This is a genomic window from Streptomyces malaysiensis subsp. samsunensis (assembly GCF_024519315.1).
Classification (GTDB): domain Bacteria; phylum Actinomycetota; class Actinomycetes; order Streptomycetales; family Streptomycetaceae; genus Streptomyces; species Streptomyces malaysiensis.
Window position 1 is genome coordinate 82,366 of sequence record NZ_JANIIC010000025.1, and the last position, 19,195, is coordinate 101,560.

The window sequence follows — 19,195 nt, forward strand, 5'->3', positions numbered from 1 at the left end:
CCATGGACTTCGCATTCGACGCCCGGACCGAAGAGCTGCGCGCCAAACTGCTCGCCTTCATGGACGAGCACGTCCATCCGGCGGAGGCGGTCGCGGAGGAGCAGCGCGCGTCCCTGGACTCCCCGTGGCTGACCCCGCCGATCGTCGGCGAGCTCAAGGCCGAGGCCCGTCGGCAGGGGCTGTGGAACCTCTTCCTGCCCGACGCCGAGTACGGCGCGGGGCTGACCAACCTCCAGTACGCCCCGCTCGCGGAGATCACCGGCCGCAGCCCGCAGTTGGCCCCCACCGCGCTGAACTGCGCTGCCCCGGACACCGGCAATATGGAGGTGCTCGCCCAGTTCGGCGATGAGCGGCAGCGCAAGCAGTGGCTGGAGCCGCTGCTCGACGGGGAGATCCGCTCGGCCTTCGCGATGACCGAGCCGGAGGTCGCCTCGTCCGACGCGACCAACATCGAGACCCGGATCGAGCGCGACGGCGACGACTACGTCATCACCGGGCGCAAGTGGTACATCTCCGGGGCGATGAACCCCGACTGCAAGATCTTCATCGTGATGGGCAAGACCGACCCGGAGGGCGCCGATGTGCGCCGTCAGCAGTCGATGGTGCTGGTGCCGCGCGACACCCCGGGCGTCGAGGTGCGCCGCGCGATGCGGGTGTACGGGTACGAGGACCACTACCACGGCGGCCACGCCGAGGTGGTCTTCGACCGGGTGCGGGTGCCGGTGAGCAACCTCATCGGCGAGGAGGGCGGCGGTTTCGCCATCGCCCAGGCCCGCCTCGGCCCCGGCCGGATCCACCACTGCATGCGGCTGATCGGCATGGCCGAGCGCGGTATCGAGCTGATGTGCCGCCGGGCCGTGGACCGTACGGCCTTCGGCCGGCCGCTCGCCCAGCAGGGCCAGGTCCATGAGTGGATCGCGGACGCTCGGGTGGCGGTCGAGCAGCTGCGACTGCTGGTGCTGAAGACGGCCTGGCTGATGGACACGGCGGGCAACCGCGAGGCGCACACCGAGATCCAGGCCATCAAGATCGCGACCCCGCGCACGGTGGTGGGGATCCTGGACCGGGCGGTGCAGCTGCATGGCGCGGGCGGGGTGAGCCAGGACTTCCCGCTGGCCGAGCTGTGGGCGGCCGCGCGGACGCTTCAGCTGGCGGACGGTCCGGACGAGGTGCATCAGCGGTCGCTGGCGCGGCGGGAGTTGAAGCGGTACGTATAGCCGAAGCGGTACGTGTAGGGGCGAGGGCGGGGTTTGTTCCCCCCCCCGCCCCTTCCCGCATCCGGGGGCTCCACCCCCGGACCCCCGGTCCTCAATCTCCCCCAGCTACCGCTGGGAGGTGCCCCCTTGACGGGCTGGATTTCCCTTATGGCCGCAGTGCGCGCATCAGGAGATCCGCCAGGTGGTCCGCGACCTCCTGGGGGGCCCAGCGGCCGCCGGGCCGGTACCAGGTGCCCAGGTGGTGGACCGAGCCGAAGTGGTAGTCCACCACCAGATCGGCCGGGGTACGGGAGCTGAACACCCCGGTCCGCTGTCCCTCCTCGATCAGCGCGCGGAACCGCTCGTGGTAGCGGCGCCGCTCGGCGCGCACCTGTTTGTGCTTCTCCGGGCTGAGTTGATGCATCGACCGGAAGAAGATGGTCGCGTCATCGAGGTTCTCGATCGTGGTGACCACGACATCGGCCGCCGCGTCCCGCAGCCGCCGCTCCACCGGTGCGTCGGCGTCCGCGAAGGCGTCCAGGCGCTCCTGCTGGAGCCGGAGCACCCGGCTGTAGATCTCATGCAGCAGATCGTCCTTGGAGCCGAAGTAGTGGTACAGCGCACCCTTGGTGACGCCCGCCGCCTCGACGATCTCCTGTACGGACGTCCGGTCGTAGCCGCGCTCCGCGAAGAGGCGGGTCGCAGCGGCCAGCAGCCGCTGTGGCACCGGCTGTCCGTCACCGTCCGTCGCTCTGGCCATGCTCGCCACCCGTTCTCTTCTGCCCTTCTGACTTTCTCTGTCATCCTCGCAGTTCCCGCCGGAGGATCTTGCCACTGGTCGTCTTCGGCAGCTCGGGCAGGATCTCCACCTCGCGGGGGTACTTGTACGCGGCGAGCCGCTCCGCGCAGTACGCGGACAGCTCGTCCGGTGTGGCCCGGACCCCTGATCGCAGGCTCACATACGCCTTGACCGTCTCCCCGCGGTACGCGTCGGGTTCGCCGACGACGGCCGCCTCCCGCACGGCGGGGTGAGTGTAGAGCACATCCTCGACCTCCCTCGGCCACACCTTGAAGCCGGACGCGTTGATCATGTCCTTCTTGCGGTCGACCACGTACAGCCAGCCGCCCTCGTCCATGAAACCGATGTCGCCGGTGCGCAGTTCCCCGTCCGGGAGGGCGGTCTCGGTCGCCTCCGGGCGCCGCCAGTAGCCGGGCACCACCATCGGGCCGCGGACGACGATCTCGCCCTGCTCGCCGAAGGGCACGTCCTGCCCCGCGTCGTCCACGATGCGCACGATCGTGTCGGCGCCGGGGACGCCGACGGCGAGGGTGCCGGAGACCGGGTCCACGGGGGCGCGGATCCCGGGCGGGACGCTGGCGCAGGGCGCGGTGCACTCGGTGAGCCCGTAGCCGTTGTGCAGATACGGGCCGAAGTCCTTCTGGAACCGCTCGACCAGCGCGGGCGGCACCGGGGCGCCGCCGGAGGAGATGATCCGGAAGGACGAGAAGTGGTCGCGGGTGGCCCGGGGGTGGGCCATCAGCGCCATGAAGGCGGTGGAGGGGCCCACGGTGTAGAGGGGGCGGTGCTCGGCGAAGGCGTCGAGGACGACCCCGGTCTCGAAGCGGTAGGCCAGGGCCAGGGTGCCCGCCCCGGCCATGCCCGCGCACAGCTCGCAGACCATGCCGGTGATGTGGAACAGCGGGGCCAGCGCGAAGATCGTGGAACCGAGGGGCAGCTCATGGAGGATGTGCTGCCGGTCGGCGTTGTAGGAGATGTTGCCGTGCGTGTTGGTGGCGCCCTTGGGGGTGCCGCTGGTCCCGGAGGTGTAGCTGATCAGCGCGATGTCGTCGGGGCCGGGCGCGGGGACGGACGGCGGACGGGCACCGGCGCGGGCGGCCGCGAGGAGGTCCTCGGCGTCCGCGGGGGCCGGGATGGGCTCGTCGCGCAGCACCCGCTCGTCGTCGCGGGTCTGGAAGTCGCGGGCGTCGGCGGTGAGCGCGATCCGCACCGGGGAGGCGGCGGCCGTCTGGCGTATGTAGTCCTCCCAGCCGTGGCGGGCGCAGACCAGGGCGCTCACCTCGGCGTCGCCGAGTATGTGCGCGAGCTCGGCGCCCTTGTACATGGGGTTGACCGGGACGACCGTGCCGCCCGCCTTCCACGCCCCCAGCAGCGCGATGACGAAGTGCGGGGTGTTCTGGAGCATGATCGCGAGGCGGTCGCCGGGCCGGAAGCCGCGTTCGGCGAGGTATCCGGCGATGCCGTCGGAGAGCTCGTCGACCTCCCGGTAGGTCAGCCGTCCGTCGAAGTAGGCGAGCGCCGGATGGTCGGGCGAGCTGCGCACGGCGTCCCGGAACGCATGCAGCGGGCTCGGCCGCGGGGTGATCGTCCGGCGCTGTTTCTCAGTGAGCTGAGCGAGCCATGGCTGGTCCTGGTACGTCGTCATGGGCGGCCCTGTCTGGACGGGGGTGAGGGTGGTGGAGCGGAGCGTACGGCAGGGACGGGGCCGCGGATCAGCCCGAGGCCGCGGCGGAGTTCCCGGATGAGGTCCCGGGGGAGGTCCCGGAGGAGGTCCCGGATGCCGCCTCGAGCTTTTCGAGCTTGCGCTGGAGCTTGTTGATACCGCCCAGCCAGCGGTCGGTGTCACCGGCGCGGGCCGCATAGTGGCGGGCCACCTCGGGGTGCGGAAGGATCAGGAAGCGCTCTTCCTCGATGCCCGCGAGAACGGCGTCGGCGACCTCCTCGGGCTCGATCGCGGTGGGCGCGAGCACCAGTTCCCCGGCGGTCCCGGCGTCGGTGAGCATGTCGGTGCGCACCCCCTGCGGGCAGACGGCGTGGACGCCGATACCGCGGTGGCGGTAGGTGGCCGAAAGCCATTCGGCGAAGGCGAGCGCCGCGTGCTTGGAGACCGCGTACGGCGCCGAGCCGATCATGGTGAGCATCCCGGCGGCGGAGACGGTGGCCACGAAGCGGCCGCTGCCGCGCTCCAGCCACTCGGGCAGCAGTTCCCGGGCGGCCCGCACATGGGCCATCACATTGACGTCCCAGGACTGCTGCCACAGCTTGTCGTCGGCCTCGGGGCCGCCGTCGTGGCCGACGCCCGCGTTGGCACAGAAGATGTCGATGGTGCCGCCGAGCGCCTCGCGGGCCGCGGGCACGATACCGGAGGCGTCACCGGGGACGGGGGTCGCGCCGATCTCCCCGGCGACGGAGGCGGCCTTGGCGGCGTCGAGGTCGTTGACCACGACCCGGGCGCCCTCGGCGGCGAAGCGCCGGGCGAGTGCGGCGCCGATGCCACCGCCCGCTCCGGTGACCACTACACGCGCCCCACGCACGGTACCCACGATCGCAACGCTCCTCGGATCGGCTCTGATCGGCATCTGCGGCAGCAGACTAACCAGTCGGTATGTGTAAACGGAAGAGGCACATCGGCCTCCCGGCAGACGGCCGGCGGGTTACCGGCCGGGGCGCTCCTTGCGCATGACGCTGCGCCAGCGCGCGTTCTCCGCGGCGAGCGCGCCCCACAGCACATTGAGCGGATGGCCGGCGTCCTGCGCGGTGCGCTCCCCGGCCCGTACGAACACCCCGATCAGCACTTCCAGCTCCGGCCTTATGCCGTCGGTCAGCTCCAGGGTGCGCAGCCCGGCACCGGCCCGGATCCGCCCGTCGGCCACCGCGTCGCCGATGCCCTCGGTGACCAGCACACAGCCGCTCAGCACCCCGGAGGAGAGCAGCTCCAGGCCATAGCTCACGGTGTCGATCTCGGCGGCGATATGCAGCTCCTGGCGGTAGCGGGCGCCGAACCAGCCGCGCAGAAAGCCGGGTATGAGACCGTCGGCCGAGACGGCGAGCGGCAGCCGGGGCAGCTCGCTCACCGGGACCGAGGGGCCGGGCAGCTCCTCGGCGTCGAGGTTGGTGACCAGGGACAGCCCGCTGCGCCGCCACTCCATCACCTCGAAGCCGTCGAGCCGGCTGTCGTGGCCCGCCGTGGTGAGCACACTGCCGCAGACCAGGTCGAGCTCCTTGGCGTCGAGCCGCTCCAGCAGATCGCGGGTGCGCACATGCTCGACCTTGAGCTCGACACCCCGGCGGTCGAATTCCCCGGTGACCAACTCCACGGCATTCAGCAGAAAGCCGAGGATGTAACGGGTGGAGCCGACGCAGAGCCGGCTGCCCAGCCGGCGGCGGCAGTCGTACAGCCCCTCCCGCCAGTCCTCCAGGGTGCCGCGGGCGAGTCCGGCGAGCGACTCCCCGGTCGCGGTGAAGAGCACATTCTGACTGCGTCCCCGTTTGACCACCAGCGGCTCACCGCACAGCGTGCCGAAGTTCCGGTTCAGTGTGTCCAGTTGTTTCTGCACACTGGACTGCTCCCTCCCCAGCAGCCGGGCGGCGCCCAGTGCGGTGCCCGCCTCATGGACCGCGAGCAACGTCCTGAGCTGGTCCATCGTGGTGTCCAGCAGCGCCGTCGGGTACTGCCATCGATCCTTTAAGGGCATTCCGGCCTTCCGCTCGAAGAGTATTCGGCACCCCAATGACGTTTCCTTCCGCAGCATAGTGCAGCCCCTTCCGGGGAACTGATCCAGAGAACAGCGGCGATATTCTTCAGATGGATATTCGGGAATTCCCTATCGCCGGAAGGCAACGGAGTCCCGCATTCCAGGTTCCACCCGTCCCATTCCGGGTAAGTCGAACGGCTGGCCGATTGTCCGACGGCGACCGTACGCGTGTCGTATGGCCAGCGGTCAGGGCAGTTGGGACGATGCACGCACATCGGACGATGCAAGGGGGAAGCAGCGATGACGGGGATGAGCGTAAGGCCGTACTGGGAGCTGAGATTCGACGCCTACGGGGACGTCGACATCCGGCAGCGGGACCGGCTGCTGGAGCAGGCCGCACAGCGGGATCTCACCGATCTGCTGGTGTTCTCGCACGGCTGGAACAACACCCGGACCATGGCCACACGGTTCTACGACCGCTTCTTCGCGCCCTTCCCCGAGCTGCTCGGCGAGGCGGGCCCGGCGCGCCTCGGCTATGTGGGGTTGGTGTGGCCGTCGATGCGGTTCGCCGACGAGTCGCTCGCGGGGTTACCCCGGGAGCCGGCGCCCGGTGCGCCGCCGGGGCTGGACTCCGACACCCACCAGGCGCTGGACGTGGCCTTCCCCGGGCGGCAGCAGATCGTGGCGCGTCTGGCCGAGCTGCTGGCCGAGCGGCCCGAACGGCTCGTGGCGCTGGACGAGTTCGCGGTGCTGGTGCGCGGGCTGGTGCGGTTCCGCGGGGACTTCGGCCCGGCGGGGGACGCGGCGGACACGGACGCGGACGGCGTACCGGCGATGTTCGAGGAGGATGTGACGGAGGTCTGTGAGCAGTTCGCCGCCGCGCTCACGGAGGCGCGCGGAAAGACCGACACCGAGGACCGCGCCGCCGCCGACGGTGGGTTCGGCTGGCTCTGGGACGGGGCCCACGAGCTGCTGCGCCAGTCGACGTACTACGTGATGAAGCGGCGGGCCGGCACGGTCGGGCGGGAGGGTCTCGGACCGGTGCTCGGCGCCCTCGCGGGCCTTAGGCCCGCGCCGCGGCTCCATCTGATCGGCCATGGCTTCGGCGGCCGGCTGGTGTCGTACGCGCTGGCCGGGCTGCCGGAGGGCGCCACCGTGGAGTCGATGACCCTGCTCCAGGGGGCCTTCTCGCACCACGCGTTCGCCGAGCGGCTGCCGCATGCGACGGACCGCGGCGGGGCGCTGCGCTCGGCCCCGCACCGGGTGCGCGGGCCCGTGGTGTCCTGCCACTCCCGCCATGACACCGCGCTCGGGCTGCTGTACCCGGTGGCGGCGCGGGTGTCGGGGGACGATGCCTCCCCGCTGCCGGGCGACGCCCGGTGGGGGGCGATCGGGTACGACGGCGTCCAGGCGGTGGCGGACTGCCGGCGGCTGGACCTGGCCGAGGCGCTGGACGGCCCGTTCCCGGCCACGGGCTGTGTGAACGTCGATGTATCGGAGGTCGTACGGCACGGGGTGCCGCCGGCCGGGGCGCACAGCGACATCTGCCATGAGGAGCTGGCCCGGGTGGTGCTGCGCGCGGGCCGGATCGGGCACGGGTGACGGCCGGGGCGGGGCCTCGCCGGATACGAGGCCCCGCCCCCTGTGGCCTCAGCGGTGGGCCGGGAACTCCACGACCTGCTGGAAGGTGGGCCGGTTCTGCCAGCTGATCTTGTTGTGGGTCAGTCCGCCGACCGGCCGGTGGATGATGGTGCCGGCGCACCACTGGTCGCCCGCGGAGCAGTTGTCGTCCCCGGGGTAGACCTGGGCGGCGCTCTTGCCGACGGCCGTCTTCAGGCTCGTCAGCAGGGCGTCGCGGCAGGCGCTCAGCTGTCCGCCGCCGCAGTACGGCCGGGCCAGCGGGCCCTTGACGTCCTCGCCGAGTACGGTGCGCAGATCCTTGTCGACATAGGACCACCAGCCGTACTGGAACGAGGACCCGGCGTGCGAGCCGGTGGGGCCGTGCCCGGCCGAGGGCGCTTCGTCGACGGCCAGATTGGCGCGCAGGGCGTCGTAGAGGCCGTCGCCGAGACCGGGTTTGAACTCGGCCTCGACCAGAAGCGGCCACCAGGCGTCCATGATCCGTACCGCGTCGGCATGCCCATAGGTGTGCGAGCCGGCGCTGGTCTCACGGCGCTGCGAACCCGCCGACTGCCAGGAGTCCAGCCGCTGTACGGCCGTGGCCAGCTGGGGGTCGTCGATGGGCTGCGAGCGCACCACCTTCAGCAGCTCCGGCAGCACGTCCTCGCCGCGCAGATCGGCCACGGCGGCCTCGGCCATGGCCCGGGTGAGCGCGGAGCGGGTGACCCCGCCCTTGCCGACCAGGGCGCGCACCCGGTCGTCGAGGAGGTTGCCGCGGTGCACGGAGCCGTTGCCGAAGCCCGCCGCGCTGTAGTCCTTGGCCAGCTTGTTGTTCCAGCTGATGTAGTAGTCCTGGTCGATGGACTGGGGGTGTTCGGAGGGCGGGGTGGCCGCGGCCGTGTTGTCCTGGGGATCGAAGTCCCGCCACTCGTACGCGGGCTCGGCGCTGACCGGCAGCGAGGGGTCGACACCGGCGGCGCGCACCGGATTGAGCCCGCTGTTGTAGTAGCCGGTCTGGCGGGAGTCGGCGTAGAACCAGTTGAAGGTGTAGTTGATGTTCTGCGCCGCGCTCTGGAAGGACTTGGCGTCGGTCACATAGCCCGGGTCGTTGAGCATCTGGAAGCCGATGATGGAGTCGGCCTCATGGCGGTAGGTGGAGCGCAGCACCGTATAGGCCACCGGTTTGCCGCCGACCGTCGCACGGTGGGTCACCAGCCCGTACTTGGTGCGGTGGACCTGCATCCGATACGAACCGGCGGCGGTGGAGTCGGCGAGGGTGGGCTTCCAGGCGTTGCGCCGCTCCAGCTTGTCCATCGGCACACAGGCGCCGCGGTAGCGGTAGTACGTGGAGTCCTTGGGCGGCGTGGAGCCGTCCGGGGAGCACAGCTCGACCGCGTAGGTGTCGGTGATGTCCTGGGCTGAGGTGGTGGCGCTCCAGGCGTAGTCCTGGCCCCGGCCGAGCTGGATGTACATCCCCACGCCCGCGAAGGAGGCGCCGCGGGCGCTGATCCCCGGGCCCTGGATCTCCTGGAGCATCAGCAGCTGTGGGGCGAAGTAGCCGGTCTGCGGGCCGAAGACGGCCACCGGGTGGCCGCTCGCGGTGTACTTCCCGGAGACGACGAGCGCGTTGGACATGCCCTTCTTGCGGCTGAACAGATCGCGCGGCAGCACTCCGTCGTCGTAGATCCCGCGCAGCGGCTCCAGCGATGACTTGGGTGCCTCGACCTCGGTGCGGGCCTTGGTGGCGGCCCCGCCCTCGCGGTCGTAGACGAGCTGTTCGGGGGTGACCGAGCCGGCGTCCGGCAGGGCGGTGCCCTTGGGCGCGGCGGGCTTGCCGGCGTAGGGGAAGCTGCCGTCGCGCACGGTCAGCACCGCCTCCGGGTCGTTGCGCTCCCGGAAGGACTCCCACACCTTGGTGCCCTCGGTGAGGCCGTACTTCTGCTGGGCGGCGAGCAGCGAGAGCGCGCCCTCCACCTCACCGCCCCCGCCGTTGCCGAAGAGGGCGCCGACGACGGAGGCGAGGGCGATCAGGTCGGTGAGCTTGAACGGCTGGATCTCACCGGCGTTGGTGATCGCGTCGATATGGCCGGTGAGCACGTACTCACCGGGGAAGTACCGGCCGTCCTTGGCCTTCTTGGCGTAGGCGTTGATGCCGTCGACATACGCCTGGGCGTCGGCCAGCGCCTGGCGGCCGCGTTCGCCGCCGTGGGCGAGGATGTAGTCGATCTGCGCCTGGTAGTCCTCCTCGGTGTACGGCGCCTGGCGGAAGAAGTCCTGCTCCAGGCCCTGGTTGGCGGGGGCGCCGCCGGCGAAGGAGGTCAGCTCGCCGCGGCCCACATGGCGGAAGAGGTCCATCAGCCACAGCCGGTCCTGGGCGGCGGCGTATCCGGCGCCGTACTCGGTGCCCTCACGGGTGGTGCCCTGGATGTGCGGGACGCCGGTCTTCTTGTCACGGGTGATCGTGACGTCGTCGCGCGGTTTGGTCACCGAGGCGACCTGGTCGGCGGGGACCCCGAAGGAGGAGTCGTTGAAGAAGCTGGTCAGCTTGTCGTCGGTGAGGGTGGGGTAGCCGCTCGCCAGATCGCCGTACGGGCCGAGCTGGTCGGTGCTGTGCTCGGGGTGGGTGCCCAGCACCCGGTTGGCGAGGATGTCGGCGAGGGTGGCGTTGCCGGTCGCGCCCGGCGGGAGGATGTCGGAGCACTGGCCCCGGCAGTAGTCGGTGGCGGCCGCCGCGGCCGGCTGCGCCCGGACCGGCTGCGGCACCGGGGCCGCGAGGGCGACCCCGAGCCCGAGCGCGGCGGCCGCGGCGAGCACGGTACTGGTGAGCTTGCGGGTTCTGATGGGCCTGGGGGTACGTCGTCGCATCTGCGCTCCTCCCGATTGCCGTCGGACGGAGGTTACCGGCGGTATTACCGGCCCGGAAGATGAGCGGACGTCAACTTCTGTGACCGACAGGCCCGATGAGGACTGCCCCGGAAGATCCAGGGAATTCGATGGATCCGGATCGCGCTGCGTTACGTCCATTCGACAACGAGTCGGGTCCGCAATCGCGGAGGTGGTAGGAAGTGGCCGGTTTCAGAGCACTGGCACGAGAAGTACGCAATCCACACAGACACATCACGGCCCGGCGCACATCGCTGCGCAAATGCCTGGAACGGTTCGCGCCGTACGGGCACCGGGCGACCTGGCACCATCTGTGCACCCGCTCCGGGATCACCCCGGAGGATCGCAGGCCGGACCCCCTACGACTGCTCACGGCCCTTGAGGAGCTCGAGGAGGCCCGCACGCTGTGGCTCGCGTACGAGGCGGACTTCGCCGCCCGGCGCAGGCAGGAGAAACTTCTCGGCATTCGCCAGCCGGGCACCGTCGACGACTGGCATCTGCGCACCTGGGGCGGATGCGACATCATTCCCTGCGAGAGCCCCTCGACCCATCCCGACGACCGCCTCGCCGACGTGCTGCGCCGGCTGATCGCGGCCATGGAGTCCGGTCCGGGGTCGGCCTGCCCGGTGTGCGCGCAGCGGGGCCTGGTCTGGCGCGAGGACCTGGACCGCTATCCGTCGGCCGGACCGGTCTGCGCGGACTGCGGCATCGTGGTGCCGCTGCCGCTGCTGACCACCGAGGCCCTGGCGGCGGCACGGCGCTCGATCCGGATGAGCCGGTACGCCACCGTATGACGCCCGGCCGCCCCTGGCCGGGAGCGCGCTCGCCGGAGTCCTGAGCACCGGTGGCCGGCGAGCGCGCCGGAAGCCCTTCCATCCCGGACATCCCCTTGATCCCGGGATCCCCTTGATCACGGAATCCGCTGAATCCCGGAATCCGCCGAATCCCGGAGTCCCTTGACCGCCCGTACGCCGCGTCGGCGCGGGCCGCGTTGACAGGGCCCAGGTCAGCCAAGCATGCTGAGCAGTCGCTTAGTGAGTGGTTGCCCGGGAGGCACGCATGGCAGAGCCCAGGATCTTCACCTCGCCCGATGAACTGCGGTCCGCGGTCGGCGAGGAACTCGGCCCCAGCGACTGGCTGGAGATCGACCAGAAGCGCATCGATCTGTTCGCCGACGCGACCGGCGACCACCAGTGGATCCATGTGGACCCCGAGAAGGCGGCCGCCGGGCCGTTCGGCACCACGATCGCGCACGGCTATCTGACGCTGTCCCTGCTGCCGTCGTTCACCCCGCAGCTGCTGCGGGTCGAGGGCGTGCGGATGGGCATCAACTACGGGGTGAACAAGGTCCGTTTCCCCTCCCCCGTCCCGGTCGGCTCCCGGCTGCGCGCCACGGGGCGGATCCTGGAGGTGGCCGAGGTCAAGGACGGCATTCAGATGACGCTGACGGTGACCGTGGAGCGCGAGGGCGGCGAGAAGCCGGTGTGCGTGGCGGAGTCCGTCGTCCGCTTCCACGTGTGACGGCGGCGCCTGCCGAGGCTGACGGCGGCGCTTCCCCCGTTATGGCCGGTCCTGCTCGGCCGGTCTACGGCCGGTCCTGACCGCCTGCCCCCACCATGCGCAGCACCAGCCCCGCGTAGAGGTCGCCGACCTCGTCGGGGGTGCTGCGCCCCTGGGCGTTGAACCAGCGGGCGACGTCGATGCACAGCGACAGCACCGCGACCGTGGCACCGCGGACGTCCGGGACGTCGAAGGCGCCCGCCTTCACCCCGTCCTCGATGATCGAGCGCACCGCCCCGTCGGTGGCCTTGCGGACCGCGATGACCTCGGCGTGGTGCTCCTCGGCGAGCGCGCCGAGCTCGTACTGCACCACCCGCGCGGTCATATGGTGCTCGGCGTGCCAGCGGACGAAGGACCGGACGGCGTCGGCGAGCCGCTCGGCGGGCGTGCCCTCGCTGTCCCGCGCCCGCTCCACGATCTTCAGGGCCCGCTCATGGCCGACCTTGCTGATCTGATAGAGCAGCTCTTCCTTGGTCTTGTAGTGGATGTAGAGGGCGGCCGGGCTCATTCCGGCGCGGCCGGCGATGTCCCGGGTGGTGGTGGCGTGGTAGCCGCGCTCCGCGAAGGCGTGCACGGCGGCGTTCACCAGCCGCCGTGCGGCGTCGGGGGTGATATCGCCCCAGGGCTCGATCTTGCCCCCGGTGTTCTTCGGCTCCGCGTCCATGGCGGACACCCTACACGGAGGGTGAGCAAGCGCTTAGAGGTGCCCGGCCGCCGAGTTGAGCGCTCCACCGGCAGTGCGCTGAACTGCCGTCGATCGTCCGCGGCGCCGTCGTGGCCGGTCGCCCACGCGGCGGAGCCGCACATCGATACAGCCGCGGCGGAGCCGCACATCCATCGCAGCCCCGCGCCCCTTCGGGCGCCACCGAGCCGCTGCCAGCGGCCGCCGATCTGCCCAAGCGCTCCGCCGGAAGTGCCCTGACCTGCCGTCGACCGTCCGCGGCGCCGTCGTGGCCGGTCGCCCACGCGGCGGAGCCGCACATCGATACAGCCGCGGCGGAGCCGCACATCGATCGCAGCCCCGCGCCCCTTCGGGCGCCACCGAGCCGCGGGCGACTTCCGCCACCCCCGCGGGCGACTTCCGCCGAGCCACGCGGACTTTCGCTGATCCGCTGAGCGGCCGTGCCCCGCGGCCGCTCAGTGGGCGGCCGCCGTCTCCGGGCCCACCCGGTCAGGGAACTCCGTGCCCACCCGGCCGGGGAACTCCGCGCCCAGCAGTCGCAGCAGCGGGGTCGCCTTCACCGCCGTCTCCTCGAATTCCTCGTCCGGGTCGGACAGCGCCACGATCGCCCCGCCCACCCCGTATCTGACCCGGTCCGGGGTCACCACCAGGGTGCGGATCACGATGCTCAGATCGCACGCCCCGGACAGCGAGAAGTAGCCGATGGCGCCCGAGTAGACCCCGCGCGGCCCCGCCTCCAGGTCGTCGATGATCTGCATGGTGCGGATCTTGGGCGCGCCCGTCATCGATCCGCCGGGGAAGGCGGCACGCACGCTCTCGACCGCGGAGCCGGCCGGCCGCAGGGTGGCGCGCACGGTGCTGACCAGCTGATGCACCGTCGCGTAGGTCTCCACGTCGAAGATCTTGGGCACCCGCACCGAGCCGATCTCGGCGGTGCGGCCGAGGTCGTTGCGCACCAGGTCGACGATCATCAGGTTCTCGGAGCGGTCCTTCTCGCTGGTCGCCAGGTCGACGCGGAGCAGCTCGTCCTCGGCCGGGGAGCTGCCGCGCGGCCGGGTGCCCTTGATCGGCTGGGACTCCACGGTGCCGTCCCGGAAGACCCGCAGAAAGCGCTCGGGCGAGGTGCTCAGCACGGACAGCGGGCCGAAGCGGAGCAGGGCGGCGAACGGCGCGGGGCTGAGCCTCCGCAGATACTGGTACCCGGCCCATGGGTCCACCGGGCCGTCCGCCTCGGCCATGTTCGTCAGGCACACCTCATAGGTCTCCCCCGCGGTGATCAGCTCCTGGCAGGTGTCGATCATCTCCAGGTAGCGCTCGCGGTCATGGCGCAGCCGCACCTCTGCGGAGCCGGTGGCGAGCGGGGCGGGGTGGCGGGGCTCCTGCCCGGCCAGTTCGGCCAGCCTCCCGGCGGTCTCGCGCAACCACTCCCGGGCCTGCTCCTCACCGCCACCGGCCGCGCCGTCCTCGGCGAGGGCGAGGAGGTAGGTGGTCGAGGTCTCGTGGTCGAACACCACGGCGCGGTCCGCGAAGATCATCGCGGCGTCGGGTTCCGAGGAGCGGTGGGTGCGCTCACCGCCGCATTCGGCCTTGAGCTCATAGCCGAGGTATCCGGTCCAGCCGAGGGCGAAGTCGAAGGGCAGCGGGGGGAGTTCGACCCGGGCGCCGCGCAGATCGCGCTCCAGCCAGGACAGGAACTCCTCGTGCAGCACCTCGCGGGAGCCGCCCGCGGTGACGGTGACCGTGCCCGCCCAGGTGTCGGCGGTGGCGACCCGGGCCAGCGGCCCCGAGGCGTCCCCCATCATCGAGAACCGTCCGCGCTCGCCCCCGACGGCGCTGCTGTCCAGCCAGAAGGCGTTGGGGTCGGCGCGGAAGAGCCGGTCGTGGACGACCTCGTCGGACCAGCGGGTGGGCAGGGACTCCACCAGCACCCGCAGGGAGCGCGGGGTGCCGCGCCGGGCGGCGGTGGGCTCGGTGCCGCCGCGCGCGGAGCGCGGGCCGCGCCGCCGTACCGGTTCCACTCCATGGGCGGTCCGCCAGGACCGGGTGAGGTCGGCGAAGTTGCCCAGCAGCAGCCGGCCGTGCTCGGTGCAGATGGACTCGGGGTGGAACTGGACGCCCCACAGCGGCCGTTCCCGGTGGGCGATCCCCATCAGCACCCCGTCCTCGGTCCATGCGGTGGCCCGTAGCTCCTCGGGCAGGTCGGTGACGGTGAGCGAGTGGTAGCGGACGACGTCGAAGGGGTCGGGCAGTCCGGTGAAGAGACCGGTGCCGTCGTGTGTCACCCGGGACAGCCGGCCGTGCCTCGGCTCCGGGGCCAGGACCACCTGGGCGCCGCTGAGCAGGCCCACCCCCTGGTGGCCCAGGCAGACGCCGAGCAGCGGCAGGGCGCCTTCGAGGATGATGTCGCGGCAGACGCCGAAGTCGGCCGCGCGCTCGGGGCTGCCGGGTCCGGGAGAGATAACGACATTGTCGAAGTCCCGCAGCATCTCGGGCTTCCAGCCGGGGTCGTCGTGCCGGATCACCTCGGGTTCCTCGCCGTTGACCTCGGCCAGGTAGTGGAACAGGTTGTAGGTGAACGAGTCGTAGTTGTCTACCAGCAGCGTGCGCATCGAAACCTCGTACCTTCAAGAACTCTGGATGACCGGCACGGTTCACCCGGCGCGGAGCATGGAGGTGAACGCGTGGACCGTTTCGGCGGCCTGCTCGGGGTTCAGCCGGGGGTCACAGGGAGACCGGAACCGGGGGAACGCGGCGGTCCCGGCGTCCGCGGCCCGTGCGACGCACTCGGTGACCGGCTCCGGTGTCATCTCCAAGTGCAGCCCGCCGGGCCACTGGCCGCGGTCCCGCAGGATCCGGTGGAACGCGGCGACCTCGTCGAGGATCGCCCGCAGGGATCTGGTCTTGTGGCCGCTTCCGGAGCGGATCGTGTTGCCGTGCAGGGGATCGCTCAGCCAGACCACCGGGATCCCGGTCTCCGCGACCGCCTCGACCAGCGGCGGCAGCAGCCAGTCGATCCGGTCCGCGCCCATCCGCACGATGAAGGTCAGCCGGCCGGGGCGGCGCCCGGGGTTGAGCAGACGGGCCGGCTCCACGAGGTCCGCGGGGGTCGCCGACGGCCCGGCCTTGACGCCGACCGGGTTGCGGATCGAGGCGGCCAGCCGGATGTGCGGGCCCTGGGGGTCCCTGGTCCGCTCGCCGATCCAGCCGAAGTGGAGGGAGGAGGCGTAGCGGCCACCGTCGGCGGGGCGGATCAGGGGTGACTCATAGGGGAGCAGCAGCAGTTCATGGGAGGCGAAGATCCGCTGGGCCGGGTCGTGCGCCGTCTGTTCGTTTCGCATCGTGGACAGCACGGCGGCCGCGCGGTCGTAGGCGGTGAGCAGCCGGTCCGGATCGGGGATCCGGGCGTCCGGGTCGGCGGCGGCGCCGTTGACCGCGTCTCCCCGGTAGACGGGTAACCGGGTCCCGTCGGCGAGCCATTCGTACGGCGCCGATCTGGGCTTGGCGTACTGGCCGGCGATACGGCCCATCGTCACCACCGGCAGGCCGAGACCGGTGCGGATCGCCGCGGAGAGCTCGCGCAGCTGCCCCAGCTTGCGCCGCACCACCGGCGGGGTGGCGTCGGCGAACAGCTCGGCGCAGTCCCCGCCCTGGAGGACGACCGCCTCGCCGCGCTGCACCGCGGCCAGCCGACGGGCCAGCTCCCCGGTCTCCTCAGGGGGGATCAGCGGTGGGCGCTCCCCGAGGGCGTGCCGGATCTTGTCGAGCCGGTCCGGGTCGGGCCACGGCGGCTGCTGAGCGGTCACCTTCTCCGCGGTCGGGCCGGGAGCGGTCATGAAAGGAAGCCTCCACTGGTCGGGCCGGACACATCCTGCTGAAGCGCCGCAGCAGCGCGGGACACCCGTGGGGACCCCAGAACCGGCGGGCCGGACGGGTCGACGGAACCGAGGAAACAGACGAACCCGCTCCCGGTCGCAAAACCGCGACCAGCGGAGATTGAAAAGATGGATATGCGTCCGTCACTCCTTCGAGTGAATTGCTCCATCACTCGAAGGGTTTACCAGCGGTTATTAACCGGAATTTCCGGCTCAGAGCCCCCGTTGCGCAAGCCGACGACGGTCGATTCAACGCGGCAGGGAGCTTAGCAATGCCGTTCAACCGTAAGCGACAGTTCCGCCCACATTCCAGAACGTGACGAAGGTCACACGCACAAGGCTTGCACTCGGTCTCACCTTCTATAGTGTTTTCGAACCTGCGCATATCCGACGGGGGCACCGCATCGGACGGCGCGGATGTCAAATGAGACTTACGGGGGTAAGTGAATGTCTCTTCAATCGATTCGTCTCCGCGCGCCGGCCGCCGGAGACCGTCCATGACTCCCTGCCCCCTGGCAGTGGCTTTCTCGGCATCTTCCCAGTTCAGATGGGCTTTTCAGGTCCTTGCGAGCAATTACTGACTCGTAAGTAGCCAATTCGTCGACGGCCATCGGCAAACGCCAGGACAAAGCCGTGCCCGCCCGCCGGGACATGGCCGCACAGCGACGCGTCCATTCACATCCGAGCCGCATGCCGGCGTTGGAGCAATACGTCATGCACTTGAGCACGCAGACCTCCCACCCCGATACCAGAGCGCCCCGCAAACGCGTCATCCTCGCCGAACCTCGCGGTTTCTGCGCGGGCGTCCGCCGGGCCATTGCCATGGTGGAGCGGGCGCTGGAGGTATACGGCCCGCCTATTTATGTTCGAAAACAGATCGTCCACAACCACTACGTCGTCGGCCTCCTCGAGCGCCAGGGCGCACGCTTTGTGGAATCGGAATTCGACGTTCCCGAAGGGGCCGTGTGCCTCTTTTCCGCACACGGTGTCGCGCCCGCGGTCCGCACCGCGGCGGCCCATAGAAATCTCCAGGTCATCGACGCCACCTGCCCATTGGTGGCCAAGGTGCACCAGCAGGCGCGCCGGGTGGTCCGGGACGGCCGGGTGCTGCTGCTGGTGGGACATGTGGAACACGAGGAAACGGAAGGGACCCGGGGCGAGGCCCCGCGGCGGACCCTGGTCGTCGAAACCGTCGAGGACGTCGAACGGCTGGAGCTGTCCCGGGACACCCCGGTGGCCTATCTGACCCAGACCACCCTGTCGGTGGACGAGACCGCCGACATCGTCCGCGCCCTCACCGAGCGGTTCGACGACATCGTCGGCCCCGGGACCGACACCATCTGCTACGCCAGCCAGAACCGGCAGACCGGCATCAAGTCCCTCGCCCGGCAGGCCGATCTGGTGCTGGTGGTCGGCTCGGAGAATTCCAGCAACTCCCAGCGGATGGTCGATGTCGCCCGCGAGGCCGGCACCCCCGCCCAGCTGGTCCCGGACGTCTCCCGGCTGGACGCCGACTGGCTGGCGGGCGTGACCACCGTCGGCGTCAGCTCCGGCGCCAGCGTCCCGGACGCCCTGGTCCACCAACTCCTCGACCGGCTGGCCGAGTTCGGCCATGACCAGGTCGACATCGAATCCACGGCCGTCGAGGACGTGGTCTTCGCCATGCCCTTGTCGCTCACCGACGGCGTCCGGTCCGACGACCGGGAACGGCTCGACGACGCCTGGTCGACGGTCCCATCCGACACCCCGGCCGGCACCCCTAGGAGGACGAAGTGACTGCCCATGTGATGGCGACCCCCCGCCCCGCCTCGGCCCCGGCCACCTCCGCCCGCCGGACGCTGATGAGCCTGCTGCCCCGGGTCGAGGAGCAGCTGCACGCCTTCCTGTCCGCGGAGTACGAGCGGTGGCATGCGCTGGACCCGCGCTGGAGCGTGCCCATCGACGGCATCGCCGACCTGGTCAACGCGGGCGGCAAGCGCATGCGCCCGACGTTCTGCCTGAGCGGCTATCTGGCCTCCGGCGGCGATCCGCAGGACCAGCGCGTCGTTCCCGTCGCCGCCGCGCTGGAGCTGCTCCACGCCTGTGCGCTGATCCACGACGATGTGATGGACGAGTCCCCGGTGCGTCGCGGCGCGCCGACCGTGCACACCGGTCAGGCCGCGCTGCACCGCGAGCGCGGATGGCGGGGCGCGGCGGACCGCTACGGGGAGAACGTCGCGATCCTCGCGGGCGATCTGGCCCTGGTCTACTCCGACGAGATCATGGCCGAGGTGGAGCCCGCGGTCGCCGCCGAGTGGCATCTGCTGCGCTCGGAGCTGATCATCGGCCAGTACATGGACGTCGCGGCGTCCGTGGAGTTCGAGCCGGACCCGGAGACCTCGCGGTGGATCGCCATCGCCAAGTCCGGCCGCTACACCATCCACCGCCCGCTGGTCCTGGGCGCCGCGGTGGCAGGCCGCCCCGACGCGGCACCGGCCTTCGAGGAGTACGGGGCCGCGCTCGGTGAGGCGTTCCAGCTGCGCGACGACCTCCTGGACGCCTTCGGGGACTCCGAGGTCACCGGCAAGCCCAGTGGCCAGGACTTCGAGCAGCACAAGATGACGCTGCTGATGGCCCTGGCCATCCAGCGCAACGCGCATATCCGGGAGCTGGTGCCCGCCCGGCTGCGGGGCGCCGACCACCTGCGGGAGCTGCTGGTCGAGACGGGTGTGCGGGACGACGTCGAGAAGCACATCGACGGGCTCGTCGAGCGGGCCTGCCGCGCCATCGGCGCCGCTCCGCTGGAGCCGGAGTGGCGGGAGGAACTGGCCGCCATGGCCCATGAGGTCGCCTACCGGAACGCCTGAGGGCACCGATGAGCACCGACAGCGACCGCACCCGGTGGCGGC

The 19,195-nt window shown here is 71.0% G+C and carries 14 protein-coding genes; 6 read left to right on the forward strand and 8 right to left on the reverse strand.

What is annotated here, in order from left to right; all coding sequences use genetic code 11:
* Nucleotides 1–2: 2 nt before the first annotated feature.
* Entirely contained in the window at nucleotides 3–1,217 is a 1,215-nt protein-coding gene (locus NQU54_RS21770; protein WP_069868966.1) for an acyl-CoA dehydrogenase family protein, read from the forward strand.
* Between the two features lie 145 nt (nucleotides 1,218–1,362).
* Here the strand turns inward: NQU54_RS21770 and NQU54_RS21775 are convergent, their stop codons facing one another.
* The 4 genes from NQU54_RS21775 to NQU54_RS21790 all read right to left on the reverse strand — a co-directional run bounded on the left by NQU54_RS21775 (nucleotide 1,363) and on the right by NQU54_RS21790 (nucleotide 5,690).
* Entirely contained in the window at nucleotides 1,363–1,956 is a 594-nt protein-coding gene (locus NQU54_RS21775) for a TetR/AcrR family transcriptional regulator (RefSeq protein WP_069869110.1), read from the reverse strand.
* A gap of 40 nt (nucleotides 1,957–1,996) precedes the next feature.
* Complete coding sequence (locus tag NQU54_RS21780; protein WP_257632518.1) at nucleotides 1,997–3,640, reverse strand: AMP-binding protein; 1,644 nt, start codon at nucleotides 3,638–3,640, stop codon at nucleotides 1,997–1,999.
* A 67-nt stretch (nucleotides 3,641–3,707) separates the two neighbouring features.
* The gene (locus NQU54_RS21785; protein ID WP_257632519.1) at nucleotides 3,708–4,538 is read right to left on the reverse strand and encodes an SDR family oxidoreductase; all 831 of its coding nucleotides are present in this window, start codon (nucleotides 4,536–4,538) and stop codon (nucleotides 3,708–3,710) included.
* Between the two features lie 111 nt (nucleotides 4,539–4,649).
* Nucleotides 4,650–5,690, reverse strand: coding sequence for a LysR family transcriptional regulator (locus NQU54_RS21790; protein ID WP_257632520.1), 1,041 nt, complete (start codon nucleotides 5,688–5,690; stop codon nucleotides 4,650–4,652).
* 300 nt (nucleotides 5,691–5,990) lie between these two features.
* On the opposite strand from NQU54_RS21790, the gene NQU54_RS21795 reads away from it, so the two are divergent.
* Nucleotides 5,991–7,292: a serine-threonine protein kinase gene (locus NQU54_RS21795; RefSeq protein WP_257632521.1), complete on the forward strand. Its 1,302-nt coding sequence runs from the start codon at nucleotides 5,991–5,993 to the stop codon at nucleotides 7,290–7,292.
* A 48-nt stretch (nucleotides 7,293–7,340) separates the two neighbouring features.
* On the opposite strand, the gene NQU54_RS21800 is transcribed toward NQU54_RS21795, so the two are convergent.
* Nucleotides 7,341–10,175 carry a penicillin acylase family protein gene (locus tag NQU54_RS21800; protein ID WP_257632522.1) on the reverse strand — a complete coding sequence of 945 codons (2,835 nt, stop codon included), beginning with the start codon at nucleotides 10,173–10,175 and terminating at the stop codon, nucleotides 7,341–7,343.
* A gap of 200 nt (nucleotides 10,176–10,375) precedes the next feature.
* On the opposite strand from NQU54_RS21800, the gene NQU54_RS21805 reads away from it, so the two are divergent.
* Both NQU54_RS21805 and NQU54_RS21810 read left to right on the forward strand, forming a co-directional pair.
* The gene (locus tag NQU54_RS21805; protein ID WP_257632523.1) at nucleotides 10,376–10,987 is read left to right on the forward strand and encodes a hypothetical protein; all 612 of its coding nucleotides are present in this window, start codon (nucleotides 10,376–10,378) and stop codon (nucleotides 10,985–10,987) included.
* A gap of 265 nt (nucleotides 10,988–11,252) precedes the next feature.
* The gene (locus NQU54_RS21810) at nucleotides 11,253–11,714 is read left to right on the forward strand and encodes a MaoC family dehydratase (protein ID WP_257632524.1); all 462 of its coding nucleotides are present in this window, start codon (nucleotides 11,253–11,255) and stop codon (nucleotides 11,712–11,714) included.
* A 64-nt stretch (nucleotides 11,715–11,778) separates the two neighbouring features.
* Here the strand turns inward: NQU54_RS21810 and NQU54_RS21815 are convergent, their stop codons facing one another.
* From NQU54_RS21815 to NQU54_RS21825, 3 genes are all read right to left on the reverse strand, one after another.
* The gene (locus NQU54_RS21815; RefSeq protein ID WP_257632525.1) at nucleotides 11,779–12,417 is read right to left on the reverse strand and encodes a TetR/AcrR family transcriptional regulator; all 639 of its coding nucleotides are present in this window, start codon (nucleotides 12,415–12,417) and stop codon (nucleotides 11,779–11,781) included.
* Between the two features lie 473 nt (nucleotides 12,418–12,890).
* The gene (pabB, locus tag NQU54_RS21820; RefSeq protein ID WP_257632526.1) at nucleotides 12,891–15,044 is read right to left on the reverse strand and encodes an aminodeoxychorismate synthase component I; all 2,154 of its coding nucleotides are present in this window, start codon (nucleotides 15,042–15,044) and stop codon (nucleotides 12,891–12,893) included.
* Between the two features lie 42 nt (nucleotides 15,045–15,086).
* Nucleotides 15,087–16,268 (reverse strand): 3-deoxy-7-phosphoheptulonate synthase, encoded by a 1,182-nt coding sequence (locus NQU54_RS21825; RefSeq protein WP_257632527.1) that lies wholly within the window; start codon nucleotides 16,266–16,268, stop codon nucleotides 15,087–15,089.
* 753 nt (nucleotides 16,269–17,021) lie between these two features.
* Here NQU54_RS21825 and ispH point away from each other — a divergent pair.
* Nucleotides 17,022–18,083 (forward strand): 4-hydroxy-3-methylbut-2-enyl diphosphate reductase, encoded by a 1,062-nt coding sequence (gene ispH, locus NQU54_RS21830; RefSeq protein ID WP_257632528.1) that lies wholly within the window; start codon nucleotides 17,022–17,024, stop codon nucleotides 18,081–18,083.
* Entirely contained in the window at nucleotides 18,080–19,153 is a 1,074-nt protein-coding gene (locus NQU54_RS21835; RefSeq protein ID WP_257632529.1) for a polyprenyl synthetase family protein, read from the forward strand. Before ispH ends, NQU54_RS21835 begins: the two co-directional genes overlap by 4 nt.
* Nucleotides 19,154–19,195: the final 42 nt, after the last annotated feature.

What these genes read in the sequence shown, in the direction of transcription:
- NQU54_RS21770 (WP_069868966.1), top strand. Translation starts at nt 3, where the DNA reads ATGGACTTCGCATTCGACGCCCGGACCGAAGAGCTGCGCGCCAAACTG.
- NQU54_RS21775 (WP_069869110.1), bottom strand. Translation starts at nt 1,956, where the DNA reads ATGGCCAGAGCGACGGACGGTGACGGACAGCCGGTGCCACAGCGGCTG.
- NQU54_RS21780 (WP_257632518.1), bottom strand. Translation starts at nt 3,640, where the DNA reads ATGACGACGTACCAGGACCAGCCATGGCTCGCTCAGCTCACTGAGAAA.
- NQU54_RS21790 (WP_257632520.1), bottom strand. Translation starts at nt 5,690, where the DNA reads ATGCCCTTAAAGGATCGATGGCAGTACCCGACGGCGCTGCTGGACACC.
- NQU54_RS21795 (WP_257632521.1), top strand. Translation starts at nt 5,991, where the DNA reads ATGACGGGGATGAGCGTAAGGCCGTACTGGGAGCTGAGATTCGACGCC.
- NQU54_RS21800 (WP_257632522.1), bottom strand. Translation starts at nt 10,175, where the DNA reads ATGCGACGACGTACCCCCAGGCCCATCAGAACCCGCAAGCTCACCAGT.
- NQU54_RS21810 (WP_257632524.1), top strand. Translation starts at nt 11,253, where the DNA reads ATGGCAGAGCCCAGGATCTTCACCTCGCCCGATGAACTGCGGTCCGCG.
- NQU54_RS21815 (WP_257632525.1), bottom strand. Translation starts at nt 12,417, where the DNA reads ATGGACGCGGAGCCGAAGAACACCGGGGGCAAGATCGAGCCCTGGGGC.
- pabB (WP_257632526.1), bottom strand. Translation starts at nt 15,044, where the DNA reads ATGCGCACGCTGCTGGTAGACAACTACGACTCGTTCACCTACAACCTG.
- NQU54_RS21825 (WP_257632527.1), bottom strand. Translation starts at nt 16,268, where the DNA reads ATGACCGCTCCCGGCCCGACCGCGGAGAAGGTGACCGCTCAGCAGCCG.
- ispH (WP_257632528.1), top strand. Translation starts at nt 17,022, where the DNA reads ATGCACTTGAGCACGCAGACCTCCCACCCCGATACCAGAGCGCCCCGC.